Origin of the sequence: Pandoraea terrigena, assembly GCF_902459705.1 — a bacterium.
GTDB lineage: Bacteria > Pseudomonadota > Gammaproteobacteria > Burkholderiales > Burkholderiaceae > Pandoraea > Pandoraea terrigena.
Genome location: NZ_CABPRU010000007.1, coordinates 70,059 through 82,916 on the forward strand (window position 1 = coordinate 70,059; position 12,858 = coordinate 82,916).

Below are 12,858 nucleotides of genomic sequence, written 5' to 3' on the forward strand. Positions count from 1 at the left end.
TGGCGTCGGATCCGCGCCATCGCGGGTTCCCCGTGGTCATCTTCATGGTCGCTGCCCGTCCGCTTCCAGCGGGCTGTTCGGCGGGTGGGCGCCGTGTTCGCCCTCGGGATGGCGGCCAGTGCCTCGGTCTGCGCCGCCAGTCAATATTGCCAGCACGCCACGTTCGACGGCACGTCCGTCGAGCGCATGACGGTATGCGTGAGCCGTCAGGCGTTCGATAACGACATCTACGTGTTGCGGCTTGGCGGCAAGATCGCGCTGCGTGGCACGGACGACGAAGTGGCCCATGGTCTGTTCGGGCGCGTCGGCAATCGCCTGGTGGCGATGCGATGCGAGGCGGAAGCGGCGCCCGCGCGCGTGAGTCCGGCGGCAGCGCAGGCGCTGTCCTGGCAGACCGGCGTGCGGTTGCAGCGCATTACCGATGCCCTCGGTAGCGTGGAGACCGGCCGCCGGTGCATCGTCAAGATCGACGGTGCCGACGCCGGACGGCTGACATTCGCCTTCAACTAATCCTTTTCGACCCATTGCGACGGTTTCGAGCCGTTTCGAGCCGTTTCGAACCGTTTCGAACCGTTTCGAACGCCTTTGCGCGATGTCGCCCGATCCTCATCTACTGCCATGTCCGTCGACCAAGTGATTCGTACCGATGTGCTCGCCATGAGCCCCTACGCCGTCCCTGACGCCAGCGGTTTCCTCAAGCTCGACGCGATGGAGAATCCGTACGGCCTGCCGCCGGCGTTGCGCCGCGCGCTGGGGCAGCGCCTGGCCGACGTGGCGCTCAATCGTTACCCGGCGCCGCGTCCACAGGCGCTGCTCGATACACTCGCCCGCACGATGGGCGTGCCGGCCGGGGCCAAGCTGCTGCTGGGCAACGGCTCGGACGAGATCATCAGCATGATCGCGATGGCCACGGCCCGGCCGGGAGCCGCCGTGATCGCCCCGATGCCGGGCTTCGTCATGTACGAGATGTCGGCGCGCCTTGCGGGCATCGAGTTCGTCGGCGTGCCGCTGCGCGCCGACTTCTCGCTCGATATGCCGGCGATGTTGAACGCCATTGCGGCGCATCCTGGCGCAGTGGTCTACCTGGCCTATCCAAACAACCCGACGGGCAATCTGTTCGCCGACGACGACGTCGAGACGCTCGTGCGCGCCGCCAGCCGTGGCCTCGTGGTGATCGACGAGGCGTACCAGCCGTTTGCCGGGAAGACGTGGATGCCGCGTCTGCCGGAGTTTCCCCATCTGCTCGTCATGCGCACCGTCTCGAAGCTCGGGCTGGCGGGTATCCGGCTGGGCTACGTGGCGGGCAGCGCGCAATGGCTCGACCCGATCGACAAGGTGCGTCCGCCCTATAACGTCAACGTGCTCACGCAGGCGTGCGCCGAATTCATGCTCGATCACCTCGACGTGCTCGACGCCCAGGCGGCCGAATTGCGCGCCGAACGGGCGCGCCTGGCCGCTGCCGTGGCGGTGCTGCCGGGGGTCCGTGTGTTTCCGAGCGATGCGAATTTCCTGCTCGTGCGGGTGCCGGATGCCGACAAAACCCACGCGGGGCTGCTCGCACACAAGGTGTTGATCAAAAACGTGGGTAAAATGCACGTATTGCTGGCCAATTGCCTGAGATTGACGGTCGGCACCCCCACGGAGAATGCGGCAATGGTGGAAGCCCTGGCCGCATCACTCTAACAAGCCATACGACGAGAACTCACCATCATGCGCATTGCGGAAGTCGTTCGCGATACCAGCGAAACGCAAATACGCGTCAAGATCGACCTGGACGGCACCGGCCGCAAGACACTCGATACCGGCGTGCCGTTCCTGGACCACATGCTCGACCAGATCGCGCGCCACGGCTTGATCGACATGGATGTCGAAGCCCGCGGCGATACCTTCATCGACGATCACCACACGGTGGAAGACGTCGGTATCTCGCTGGGCATGGCGGTGGCCAAGGCCATCGGGGACAAGAAGGGTATCGTGCGCTACGGCCACAGCTATGTGCCGCTCGACGAGGCGCTGTCGCGTGTCGTGATCGATTTCTCGGGCCGTCCCGGTCTCGAATTCCATGTGCCGTTCACGCGGGCGCGCGTCGGCAATTTCGACGTCGACCTGACCATCGAATTTTTCCGCGGCTTCGTCAATCATGCGGGTGTCACGCTGCATATCGACAATCTGCGTGGCATCAATGCCCACCACCAGTGCGAAACGGTGTTCAAGGCGTTCGGTCGCGCGCTGCGCATGGCGGTCGAGATCGACCCGCGCGCCGCGGGTGTTGTGCCGTCCACGAAGGGAAGCCTGTAACGCGAGACGGGCCGGCGCTGCCGGCCCGATAGCCCGTCGGTCCGCGAGGCCGGCGCTCCTGCGACGATTCATCGACCGGCTGGCCGCCGGCGCCGTGTGCCCCCTATGACGCTCGACGCCTTCAAGTTTTTCATCTCGTTGCTGGCCCTGATCAATCCGCTCGGGGCGATCCCGCTATTCATCAGCCTGACGTCATCGCAGACGCGCGATGAGAAGCGACGTACGATCAATGTCGCGGCGATCGCCGTCGCCCTGGTGGTCGCGGGCTCGGGGCTGTTCGGTGAAGCCATCATCCGCTTCTTCGGTATTTCGATCGCGTCGCTTGAAGTTGGCGGCGGCGTCATCATGTTGCTCATGGCAGTGAACATGATCAACGCGCAGACCGGGAACACGCGCTCGACGGCGGAAGAGCGCGACGAAGCGGAGGAGCGACCCAACATCGCCGTGGTGCCGCTCGCGATCCCGCTGCTCACCGGACCGGGTACGATCAGTACCGTGATCATTTACTCGGGGCGTGCGCACGGCTGGGCGCAGATCCTGATGCTCATGGCGATTGGCGTGGGCCTGGGCGCGGTGTGCTGGGTGGCGCTGCGCAGCGCCGGGCGCCTTGAAGCCTGGCTCGGGCGTACGGGCATCAATATCGGCACGCGTCTGATGGGGTTGATCCTCTCGGCGCTGGCCGTGGAATTCATTATCGATGGTTTGAAAATACTGCTGCCGGGTTTGAGATGAATAAGATTGCGATTGTCGACTACGGAATGGGCAACCTGCGCTCGGTCTATCAGGCGCTGCGTGCGGCCGCGCCGGAGGCCGATGTGAGCATCAGCAGCGACGCCGCTGAGATTCGCGCCGCCGACCGCGTGGTGCTGCCGGGACAGGGCGCGATGCGCGACTGCATGGGCTGCCTGAATGAATCGGGCCTGCGCGAAGCGGTGGTCGAGGCCGCCGCCACCAAGCCGATGTTCGGTGTGTGCGTGGGTGAGCAGATGCTGTTCGACATGTCCGAAGAGGGCAATACGCCCGCGCTCGGCCTGCTGCCGGGCCGCGTGGTGCGCTTCGAACTCGAGGGCCAGGTGCAGGACGACGGCTCGCGCTTCAAGGTGCCGCAGATGGGCTGGAACCGTGTGCGCCAGACGCAGCCCCACCCGATGTGGGCCGGCGTGCCCGACGACAGTTATTTTTACTTCGTGCACAGCTATTACGTTGTGCCCGCAAGACCCGAGTTGACGGTCGGCGAGACGGTCTATGGAGTGCCCTTTACCTGTGCAGTGGCCCAAGATAATATCTTCGCCACCCAGTTCCACCCGGAAAAGAGCGCTCAGGCCGGCCTTGCCCTGTATCGTAATTTTGCGCAGTGGAAGCCCTGATCGTGATCCGTTTGGCGCGTTCGCGCCCGGATGTCTCTCGGAGCATGCCCGGCGTCCCGGCTTATACTGTGTCATGTTGATGAATCCGATCCCGACGTGCCGATACCCGGCAAGGCTGGGGTCGGTTTTATGTTGTCCGCGTAGTCTGCGAATTCCCTTTACCTCCCTCTAGCGACGTTTCACGATTGCCTATGCTGCTCATCCCGGCCATCGACCTTAAAGACGGTCAGTGTGTTCGCCTCAAACAAGGCGACATGGATCAAGCCACCGTATTCTCGGAAGACCCCGCAGCCATGGCTCGACATTGGGTCGAGCAAGGCGCGCGCCGCCTCCACCTGGTGGACTTGAACGGCGCATTCGTCGGCAAGCCGCGCAACGAAGCGGCCATCCGCACCATCATTCAGGAGGTCGGGGCTGATATTCCCGTGCAACTGGGCGGTGGTATTCGCGACCTGGCCACCATCGAGCGCTATCTCGACGACGGTCTGTCGTACGTCATCATCGGGACGGCGGCGGTGAAGAATCCCGGATTCCTCCGCGATGCGTGCACTGCCTTCGGCGGGCACATCATCGTCGGTCTCGACGCCAAGGACGGCAAGGTCGCCACCGACGGCTGGAGCAAGCTCACCGGCCACGAAGTCGTGGATCTGGCGCGCAAGTTCGAGGACTACGGCGTCGAATCGATCATCTACACCGATATCGGCCGCGACGGCATGCTCCAGGGCATCAACATCGAGGCGACCGTACGTCTCGCGCAGGCCGTGACGGTGCCGGTGATCGCCAGCGGCGGGCTGTCGAACCTGGACGATATCGATGCGCTTTGCCAGGTCGAGCGGGAGGGCGTCGAAGGCGTTATCTGCGGCCGTGCGATCTACTCGGGCGACCTGAACTTCTCGGCGGCGCAAACGCGTGCCGACGAGCTTTCCGGAGGAGCGGCATAAGCGAGACCACGGCTGCGGCCGCCTCGCCTGCCAACATCATGGCTCTCGCTAAACGCATCATCCCGTGTCTGGACGTGACGGCTGGCCGCGTGGTCAAGGGTGTCAATTTCGTCGAACTTCGCGACGCGGGCGACCCCGTCGAGATCGCCCGTCGCTATGACGAACAGGGTGCCGACGAACTGACGTTCCTCGACATCACGGCGACCTCTGACGGGCGCGACCTCATCTTGCCGATCATCCAGGCGGTGGCCGCGCAGGTCTTCATTCCGCTGACCGTGGGCGGTGGCGTGCGCGAGGTGGCCGACGTGCGCCGCCTGCTCAACGCCGGTGCCGACAAAGTCAGCATGAACTCGTCGGCCGTGGCCAATCCGCAACTGGTGGCCGACGCGGCCGCCAAGTACGGCTCGCAGTGCATCGTCGTGGCGATCGACGCCAAGCGTGTGTCCGCCGACGGCGACGCGCCGCGCTGGGAGGTCTTCACACACGGCGGCCGCCAAGCCACCGGGCTCGACGCCGTGGCCTGGGCCAAGCGGATCGAGACCCTTGGTGCGGGCGAAATCCTGCTCACCAGCATGGATCGCGACGGCACGAAGAGCGGCTTCGACCTGGCGCTCACGCGCGCGGTGTCGGACGCCGTGAGCATTCCCGTGATCGCATCGGGCGGCGTGGGATCACTGGCCGACCTGGCCAACGGCGTGACCGAAGGCCACGCGGACGCCGTGCTTGCCGCGAGTATCTTCCACTACGGCGAGCACACGGTCGGCGAAGCGAAACGCTTCATGGCCGACAAGGGTATTTCGGTGCGGCTCTGAACGGAATTCGACGGATCATGACGCAAGATTGGCTGGACAAGGTAGCTTGGGACGCGCAGGGCCTCGTGCCCGTCATTGCGCAGGAAGTCGGCAGCAACGATGTGCTGATGTTCGCCTGGATGAACCGTGAGGCGCTCGCGCGCACGGTCGAGACTGGCGAGGCCGTCTATTATTCGCGTTCGCGCAAGCGGCTGTGGCACAAGGGCGAGGAGTCGGGCCACGTGCAGAAGGTGCACGAGATTCGTCTGGACTGCGACGAAGACGTGGTGCTGATCAAGGTCGAGCAGATCGACGGCATTGCCTGCCACACCGGTCGCCATTCCTGTTTCTTCCAGAAGTTCGAGGGTAGCGTCGAGGATGGCCGATGGGCATCCGTCGAGCCGGTGCTCAAGGACCCGCACAAGATCTACAAGTGAGCGCCATGAACGATACGCTGGAGCGTGTGGCCGAGGTGATCGCCTCGCGCAGGGGGGGCGACCCCGACAAATCGTACGTCGCCCGTCTGTTCCACAAGGGCGACGATGCCATCTGCAAGAAGATCGGCGAAGAGGCCACTGAAGTGGTGCTCGCGGCGAAGGATATTCGCATCGGCGGGGCCGATAACCTGCGCCAGAAGCTTGTCAACGAGACGGCCGACCTGTGGTTTCACTGCATGGTGCTGCTCGCGCATCACGACCTGAGCCCGAACGAAGTGCTCGCCGAACTGGCGCGCCGCGAAGGGTTGTCGGGGCTCGTGGAAAAGGCGCAGCGCGGCATCCGTGGCGAACACGCAGATTGATTTCCCTCGGCCGTGATGGCCGTGATCGTGGATATGCCGCGCAGGCTCACGCGAGGAGACGCCTCATGAACGATTCGCAGCCCCCGGGTGCGACCGGATCGTCCGGTAGCCCGGGCAATCCTTACCTTGCCACGCCCCCGAATGCGCCGAGCGCCGAGCAGGAGCGCGCGCTGCGCAAGCTCACGCACGTGCTCTATGCGCTCTACGCGCTGTTCTGGCTCACGGGCGGCGTGACCGCCATCGTGGCGATCATCATCAACTACATCAAGCGCGACGATGCGGCCGGCACGCTCTACGCCTCGCATTTCACCTGGCAGATCCGCACGTTCTGGTGGTCGGTGGTCTGGGGTGTGCTCGGCGTGGCGCTCGCCGTGGTGATGGTCGGCTTCGCCATTCTTTGGGTGCTGGGCATCTGGGCACTGTACCGGATCGTCAAGGGCTGGCTCTACCTGAACGACAACAAGCCCATGTATGCCGCGCGCGCCTGAACCACGCTGAGCGGCACTTCGAACCGTACACGTATTCGAGAGGACGACACACGCATGACGCACGACAACTGTATCTTCTGCAAGATCATTGCCGGGCAGATCCCGAGCGCGCAGGTCCATGCCGACGACGATGTCGTGGTGTTCAGGGACATCAACCCGGCCGCCGATCTGCACCTGCTCATGGTGCCGCGCAAGCACATCGCCACGCTGCAGGACTGCCAGCCGGACGATCAGGCGCTGCTGGGCAAGATGATGCTGCTCGCGCCAAGGCTGGCCGCGGAGCAGGGCTATCGTTTTGACGGCGATGCGTCGAACATCGAAGGCAACGGGTTCCGTGTCGTGACGAACACCGGGCCGGGCGGCGGCCAGGAGGTTTATCATCTTCACATGCACATTCTGGCCGGGCCGCGTCCGTGGAAGCGGATGTAAATAGCGCTGGCGGCGGGGCACGACACTTTGTCGCGCAAGACAGCCAGATCGTGCAAGCGTCCCGCATCGACGACAGTTTCACGAAACATTTATTTCTACCCGGCCTCCGGCCCGGTTACGATGCAGGACGTGACGCGCAATGTGCCACAATGGGGCACATTGCCGCGGGCACGGCGGCAAACATGGAGCGCTTGTCCGGGGGGCGTGACGCCAGGGCAATCGTGCACGACAAGACCCCGTCGCGATGCGGCAGGGGTGGGGAAACGCAAGGAGAGTGGTCATGGGTTCGTTGAGTATTTGGCACTGGCTGATCGTGCTGGTGATCGTGATGATGGTTTTCGGCACCAAGAAGCTGCGTAACATCGGCAGCGACCTGGGTGGCGCCGTGAAGGGTTTCAAGGACGGCATGAAGGAGGGCGAAGGTGCCCCGGCCGCCAAGGAAGACCCGGCGGCTGCCAAGGAACTGCGCGATTCGACCACCATCGACGTGCAGGCCAAGGACGCGAGCAATCACAAGCAAGGCTAAGCCGGCGTCGACATGATCGATCTTGGTCTTTCCAAGCTGATGCTGATCGGCGTTGTCGCGCTGGTCGTGATCGGCCCCGAGCGCTTGCCCAAGGTGGCACGCACGGCGGGGGCACTCTTTGGCCGCGCACAGCGCTATATCAACGATGTGAAAGCCGAGGTGAGCCGCGAGATGGAACTCGACGAGTTGCGCAACATGCGCACCCAGTTCGAGGACGCGGCCCGCAGCGCCCAGAACACCATTCAGAAGCAGTTGCACGAGCAGGAGGCGTCGCTCAACGACGCCTGGGCCAGTGCCACGGGGACATCGACCGGCGAAATCGCCGGTGGCGGCACGGACGCGGCGACCGGGTATTCGGACAGCTATCTGGCCGAACCGGTGGTCACGTCCGGGATACGCGGGTCGACCAAGCGCCGCAACTGGCGTGTGCGCCGGACTGCCACACCGATCTGGTTCAAGCAGGCCAGCGCCACGCGAACGCGGGTGCAGTCGGGGGCGGCGCGCGTGGCGCGCCACACGCCGGTCAAGCTGCGCCGGCCCGTCAAGTTCTTCTGAGGCGCTTGCGCACTGAACTTCCCGCCATCTGGCACTGTGCCGGCTTCATTCCTGGATAAGTCGACGTGAGCGACGACAAGCAAATCCCCGAAGGGGGCTCCGAAGAGACCTTCATCTCGCATCTGATCGAGCTGCGCAACCGCATCATTCGCGCGGGTGCGGCGGTGATCGTGGTGTTCCTCTCCCTGGTCTATTGGGCGCCGGATATTTTCCGCCTGCTCTCTCGTCCACTGATGCAATCGCTGCCCGTGGGCGGCAAGATGATCGTCACGGATATCACCGGCTCGTTCTTCGTGCCGATGAAGGTCACAATGATGGTGGCGTTCGTCATCGCGCTACCGATCGTGCTCTACCAGGCCTGGGCGTTCGTAGCGCCGGGGTTATATCAGCACGAGAAGAAGTTGGTCGTGCCGCTCGTCGTGAGCAGCTACACGCTGTTCCTGCTCGGCATGTCGTTCGCCTACTTCCTGGTGTTCCCGACCGTGTTCCACTTCATGGCGCATTACAACGCGCCATTGGGCGCGGAAATGAACACCGATATCGACAATTACCTGAGTTTTGTCCTCACGATGTTCCTGTGCTTCGGGGTGACCTTCGAAGTGCCGGTCGTTGTCGTGGTGCTCGCCCGCATGGGTGTGGTCAGCATCGACAAGCTCAAGCAGATTCGGCCGTACGTGGTGGTGGGCGCCTTTGTGCTCGCGGCCGTCGTGACGCCGCCAGATATGCTCTCGCAGCTCATGCTGGCGATCCCGCTCTGTATCCTTTACGAGCTGGGCCTGATTGCTGCACGGCTGTTCGTCAAGCAGGGGCAGCAGGCTGGAGACGAGAGCGAGGGCAATGGCGAGGCGACGCCGTAACCCAGCATAACCGGACGTGACCTGCCGCGGCACCGCCACCGGCTCGCGACACCGATACAGACAAAAAAGCACGGGTCCATGACCCGTGCTTTTTTTGGGAGTGATCGCCAAGGGGGACTGCCCGGGCGGCGATGGACAATGCTGAGCGCAGAGACGACGACGGCCGCGCCGAAGCGCAGCCGTCGTGTCGTTCCGGCCGTCGGGTGCCGTCAGTCGGCGCTGTTCCCGTCCGGGCCGCCGTCACCACCACTGTCGGTGCCGTCGCCACTGTCCTGCGCCGGTCGCTTGGGGGGCGGGGGGCGTTTGCCGATGGTCACGATGAGATCCATCGCTTTCTTTTTGCGCGTGACGTTCAGCTTGACCTGCGTGCCCGGCTTGATCTGAGCGATCACGTTGAGCAGTTCGGTGGTGTCGCGAATCGACTCGTCGTTCACCTTTGTCAGGATGTCGCCCGGTTGGACGCCGGCCTTGTCGGCGGGCCCCCCTTGTACGACGCCGGCGATGATCACCCCTGAGTCCTGCTGCAGGCCGAACGACTCTGCGATATCCGAGGTAATGTCCTGTGGCTCGACACCGACCCAGCCCCGCGTGACCGAGCCGGTGGTAATGATGCTCTCGAGCACCGAGCGGGCCGTCGACACCGGAATGGCGAAGCCGATACCCATGTTGCCGCCGCTGCGCGAGTAGATCGCTGTGTTGATGCCCAGCAGGTTGCCGTTCACGTCGACCAGTGCGCCGCCCGAGTTGCCGGGGTTGATGGCGGCATCCGTCTGAATGAAGTTCTCGAACGTGCTGATGTCGAGGTGATTGCGGCCCAGCGCGCTGATGATGCCCATCGTGACCGTCTGGCCGACGCCGAACGGGTTGCCGATGGCGAGGACCACATCACCCACGTGTACCTGTTCCATGCGGCCCAGCGTGATCGCAGGCAGGTTGTCGAGCGTGATCTTGAGCACCGCCAGGTCAGTCTCGGGGTCGCTGCCGACCAGCTTGGCGCGGGCCTTGCGGCCATCGGCGAGGGCGACTTCGATCTCGTCGGCGCCGTCCACCACGTGATGATTCGTGAGAATATAACCTTCGCTGCTCACAATCACGCCCGAGCCGAGGCTCGACACTGGGTCTTGCCGCACCGTGCCGCCGCCGTCGCCGAAGAAATAGCGGAACAGCGGATCATCGAGGCGCGGATCGCGATTCTGCTTTTGCTCCTTGCTGGAAAAAATGCTGACGACCGCGGGCATGGCCTTTTGCGCGCCGTCGGCATACGAGCCGGTGGCCTGCTTCTCGGACAGGCTCGGCGCGACTTCCTGCAACGCGATGATGGGATTGGCCAGTTGCTTGCCGAACGAACCCTGGCGTTGCAGCCACTGAGGCTTCAGGGTGGCGACGATGAAGAGCAACGCAAGCAGCACGGTGACCGCTTGCGCGAACAGTAGCCAGAAGCGTCTGAGCATGAAAGAGCGAGACCTTATATATGAATCGTGTTGAACTCGAATTGTATCTGAACGATACCCTGCAAATCGCGCAATTTCGCGATTACTGCCCGAACGGCCTCCAGGTCGAAGGGCGCAATGCGATCCAGAAAATCGCCAGCGGCGTGACCGCCAGCCTGGCATTTCTCGAAGCCGCCCGCGACTGGGGCGCCGATGCCGTCCTCGTCCACCATGGATACTTCTGGAAGAGCGAAGATGCCCGAATTATCGGGATGAAGCGTCGTCGTTTGGGCGTGTTGATCAGTCATGACATCAACTTGTTCGCCTACCACCTGCCGCTCGATGCCCATCCCGAGCTGGGCAACAATGCGCAACTCGGCAAGTGGCTGGGTTTCACCGACGACGGCGGCCGTTTTGGCCCGGATCAGTTGGGGTGGCTTGGCGCACCCGCTGCGCCGACGACTTTGGCGGCGCTTGCGGCACACGTCGAAGCGAGGCTGGGGCGCGCGCCCCTGCTGCTGGGCGATCCGGACCGCGCGGTGCGCCGTGTGGCATGGTGCACCGGCGGGGCGCAAGGGTTCTTCGAAGCCGCCATCGCGGCGGGCACCGATGTGTACATCAGCGGCGAGGTCTCCGAGCCCACCCAGCATCTCGCCCTCGAGAGCGGCGTGGGTTACCTGGCGGCGGGGCATCACGCGACCGAGCGTGGCGGCGCGAAAGCCGTGGGCGAGCATGTTGCCGCCCGGTTCGGACTCGAGCATCGATTCTTCGATATGCCGAACCCGGCCTGACCCGAAGGGCGGCGCGTGGCCTTACCCGTTCTGCTTCTTGAGACTATCGCGGATTTCGCGCAGCAGAACGATGTCTTCCGGCGTGGGCGCCGGGGTTGCCGGAGCTTCCGGGGCGGAGCGCTTGAGCCGGTTGATCTGCTTGACCATCAGGAAGATGATGACGGCCAGGATCAGGAAGTTCAGGGCCACGGTGATGAAGTTGCCATAGCCGAACACGGCCACGCCGGCTTTGGTCAGATCGGCGTAGGACGTCGGATTGCCCTTGAAGTCGGGCGGTATGGCGCCGAGCAGAATGAACTTGCTCGAGAAATCTAGGCCACCGAAGATTGCACCGACGATCGGCATGATCAGGTCCTTGACGACCGAATCGACGATCTTGCCGAAGGCCCCACCGATAATCACACCGACGGCCAGATCGATGACGCTGCCTTTGACGGCAAATTCCTTGAATTCCGACATGAAGCTCATGCCATTTCTCCCTGATTTTCATGAGTGACCGGAGAAGCATCGCGACACCGGCACTCATGAACTGGCATTGAGTGACCGGTCATTCCATGCGGGCCGCACGGCTGCGGCGGGCGCCGCGTCGATCAATGTCACGCTAATGCCACAGGCCGCGCGCGATGTCACCGGGACGAGACAGGGAAAATGATGACTAAATGTCGTGCACGCGTCAACGAAAGCGGCGATCATAGCGGTTCTCGTGCAGCATCCCAGAAGCGAAACCCCGGGTGAGCGCTAGCCACCCGCAGGGTACGTTAATCCTTTGAAAATACGCGAAAACCACTAGGAGACTGGGGCGTTTTGCCGTTGTTGCAGGCATTTGCGCTCGCGTATGATTTAAGGTTGACGGAAATACCAATTCAACCGTGTGGGGCTTGTGATGAGTGACAATCAAGAAAAGGCCGTCGACAGTAGCCGTCGGAATCTGTTGATTGCAACGTCCGTAGCGGGAGGCGTGGGCGGCGTTGCAACGTTGGTTCCCTTTGTCAGTTCGCTCGAACCTTCGGAGCGCGCCAAGGCTGGCGGGGCGCCTGTCGAGGCTGACATCAGCAATCTCAAGCCAGGCGAGAAGATGACCGTGGCCTGGCGCGGCTTGCCGGTGTGGATCGTGCGCCGCACGCCGGACGAGATGGCTTCGCTGTCCAAAGTGACGGCCGAGCTGGCCGATCCGGACTCCAAGGAAACGTTTTCCTACCCGATGCCCGACTATTGCAAGAACGCGTTTCGCGCGCGTGTCGAGCACAAGGACCTCCTCGTGGTCATCGGCATCTGCACTCACCTCGGTTGCATCCCTTCCGGCCCTTACCAGGCGAACGCCAACGCTGCGCTGGGCCCCGACCCGGGCTTCCTGTGCCCGTGCCACGGGTCGACCTACGATATGTCGGGCCGCGTGTTCAAGAACAAGCCGGCGCCCAAGAATCTCGACGTTCCTCGTTTCATGTTCGTGAACGACACCAAGCTCGTGATCGGTAAAGACGAAAAAGGAGAAGCGTAACCATGGCCGCCGACAAACAGGTCGACACGACGGGCTTGCTGGGCTGGATCGATCGCCGGTTTCCGCTCAGCCAGCTCTGGAGGGAGCA

18 protein-coding genes are annotated in these 12,858 nt (G+C 63.5%); 16 read left to right on the top strand and 2 right to left on the bottom strand.

Annotated elements, in window-relative coordinates; all coding sequences use genetic code 11:
- Nucleotides 1–93 precede the first annotated feature (93 nt).
- The 14 genes from PTE31013_RS15325 (at nucleotide 94) to tatC (ending at nucleotide 9,051) form a co-directional block, all read left to right on the top strand.
- Nucleotides 94–510: a hypothetical protein gene (locus tag PTE31013_RS15325; RefSeq protein ID WP_150613639.1), complete on the top strand. Its 417-nt coding sequence runs from the start codon at nucleotides 94–96 to the stop codon at nucleotides 508–510.
- A gap of 108 nt (nucleotides 511–618) precedes the next feature.
- Nucleotides 619–1,683, top strand: coding sequence for a histidinol-phosphate transaminase (gene hisC, locus PTE31013_RS15330; RefSeq protein ID WP_150613640.1), 1,065 nt, complete (start codon nucleotides 619–621; stop codon nucleotides 1,681–1,683).
- 27 nt (nucleotides 1,684–1,710) lie between these two features.
- Nucleotides 1,711–2,298, top strand: a complete 588-nt coding sequence (hisB, locus tag PTE31013_RS15335) for an imidazoleglycerol-phosphate dehydratase HisB (protein ID WP_150613641.1) — start codon at nucleotides 1,711–1,713, stop codon at nucleotides 2,296–2,298.
- A gap of 105 nt (nucleotides 2,299–2,403) precedes the next feature.
- Nucleotides 2,404–3,030: a MarC family protein gene (locus tag PTE31013_RS15340; RefSeq protein WP_150613642.1), complete on the top strand. Its 627-nt coding sequence runs from the start codon at nucleotides 2,404–2,406 to the stop codon at nucleotides 3,028–3,030.
- Nucleotides 3,027–3,665, top strand: a complete 639-nt coding sequence (hisH, locus tag PTE31013_RS15345; protein ID WP_150613643.1) for an imidazole glycerol phosphate synthase subunit HisH — start codon at nucleotides 3,027–3,029, stop codon at nucleotides 3,663–3,665. Before PTE31013_RS15340 ends, hisH begins: the two co-directional genes overlap by 4 nt.
- 191 nt (nucleotides 3,666–3,856) lie before the next feature.
- On the top strand, nucleotides 3,857–4,606 hold the full coding sequence (gene hisA / locus PTE31013_RS15350) for a 1-(5-phosphoribosyl)-5-[(5-phosphoribosylamino)methylideneamino]imidazole-4-carboxamide isomerase (RefSeq protein ID WP_150613644.1): 750 nt from the start codon (nucleotides 3,857–3,859) through the stop codon (nucleotides 4,604–4,606).
- A gap of 38 nt (nucleotides 4,607–4,644) precedes the next feature.
- Complete coding sequence (gene hisF, locus PTE31013_RS15355) at nucleotides 4,645–5,418, top strand: imidazole glycerol phosphate synthase subunit HisF (RefSeq protein ID WP_150613645.1); 774 nt, start codon at nucleotides 4,645–4,647, stop codon at nucleotides 5,416–5,418.
- 17 nt (nucleotides 5,419–5,435) lie between these two features.
- Nucleotides 5,436–5,834 (top strand): phosphoribosyl-AMP cyclohydrolase, encoded by a 399-nt coding sequence (gene hisI, locus PTE31013_RS15360; protein WP_150613646.1) that lies wholly within the window; start codon nucleotides 5,436–5,438, stop codon nucleotides 5,832–5,834.
- Between the two features lie 5 nt (nucleotides 5,835–5,839).
- Nucleotides 5,840–6,196, top strand: coding sequence for a phosphoribosyl-ATP diphosphatase (locus tag PTE31013_RS15365; protein ID WP_150613647.1), 357 nt, complete (start codon nucleotides 5,840–5,842; stop codon nucleotides 6,194–6,196).
- Between the two features lie 65 nt (nucleotides 6,197–6,261).
- The gene (locus PTE31013_RS15370) at nucleotides 6,262–6,684 is read left to right on the top strand and encodes a DUF4870 family protein (RefSeq protein WP_246174606.1); all 423 of its coding nucleotides are present in this window, start codon (nucleotides 6,262–6,264) and stop codon (nucleotides 6,682–6,684) included.
- A 54-nt stretch (nucleotides 6,685–6,738) separates the two neighbouring features.
- Nucleotides 6,739–7,113, top strand: coding sequence for a histidine triad nucleotide-binding protein (locus PTE31013_RS15375; RefSeq protein WP_150613648.1), 375 nt, complete (start codon nucleotides 6,739–6,741; stop codon nucleotides 7,111–7,113).
- 280 nt (nucleotides 7,114–7,393) lie between these two features.
- Complete coding sequence (gene tatA, locus PTE31013_RS15380) at nucleotides 7,394–7,639, top strand: Sec-independent protein translocase subunit TatA (protein ID WP_150613649.1); 246 nt, start codon at nucleotides 7,394–7,396, stop codon at nucleotides 7,637–7,639.
- A gap of 12 nt (nucleotides 7,640–7,651) precedes the next feature.
- Nucleotides 7,652–8,194 carry a Sec-independent protein translocase protein TatB gene (tatB, locus tag PTE31013_RS15385; protein WP_150613650.1) on the top strand — a complete coding sequence of 181 codons (543 nt, stop codon included), beginning with the start codon at nucleotides 7,652–7,654 and terminating at the stop codon, nucleotides 8,192–8,194.
- 65 nt (nucleotides 8,195–8,259) lie between these two features.
- The gene (gene tatC / locus PTE31013_RS15390) at nucleotides 8,260–9,051 is read left to right on the top strand and encodes a twin-arginine translocase subunit TatC (RefSeq protein ID WP_150613651.1); all 792 of its coding nucleotides are present in this window, start codon (nucleotides 8,260–8,262) and stop codon (nucleotides 9,049–9,051) included.
- Nucleotides 9,052–9,260: 209 nt separating this feature from the next.
- Here the strand turns inward: tatC and PTE31013_RS15395 are convergent, their stop codons facing one another.
- Nucleotides 9,261–10,502: a Do family serine endopeptidase gene (locus PTE31013_RS15395; protein WP_150613652.1), complete on the bottom strand. Its 1,242-nt coding sequence runs from the start codon at nucleotides 10,500–10,502 to the stop codon at nucleotides 9,261–9,263.
- Between the two features lie 20 nt (nucleotides 10,503–10,522).
- On the opposite strand from PTE31013_RS15395, the gene PTE31013_RS15400 reads away from it, so the two are divergent.
- Nucleotides 10,523–11,272, top strand: a complete 750-nt coding sequence (locus tag PTE31013_RS15400; RefSeq protein ID WP_150613653.1) for a Nif3-like dinuclear metal center hexameric protein — start codon at nucleotides 10,523–10,525, stop codon at nucleotides 11,270–11,272.
- 21 nt (nucleotides 11,273–11,293) lie between these two features.
- Here the strand turns inward: PTE31013_RS15400 and mscL are convergent, their stop codons facing one another.
- The gene (mscL, locus tag PTE31013_RS15405; protein WP_150613654.1) at nucleotides 11,294–11,740 is read right to left on the bottom strand and encodes a large conductance mechanosensitive channel protein MscL; all 447 of its coding nucleotides are present in this window, start codon (nucleotides 11,738–11,740) and stop codon (nucleotides 11,294–11,296) included.
- A 415-nt stretch (nucleotides 11,741–12,155) separates the two neighbouring features.
- On the opposite strand from mscL, the gene petA reads away from it, so the two are divergent.
- Complete coding sequence (gene petA, locus PTE31013_RS15410) at nucleotides 12,156–12,770, top strand: ubiquinol-cytochrome c reductase iron-sulfur subunit (RefSeq protein WP_150613655.1); 615 nt, start codon at nucleotides 12,156–12,158, stop codon at nucleotides 12,768–12,770.
- The last annotated feature ends 88 nt before the right edge of the window (nucleotides 12,771–12,858 follow it).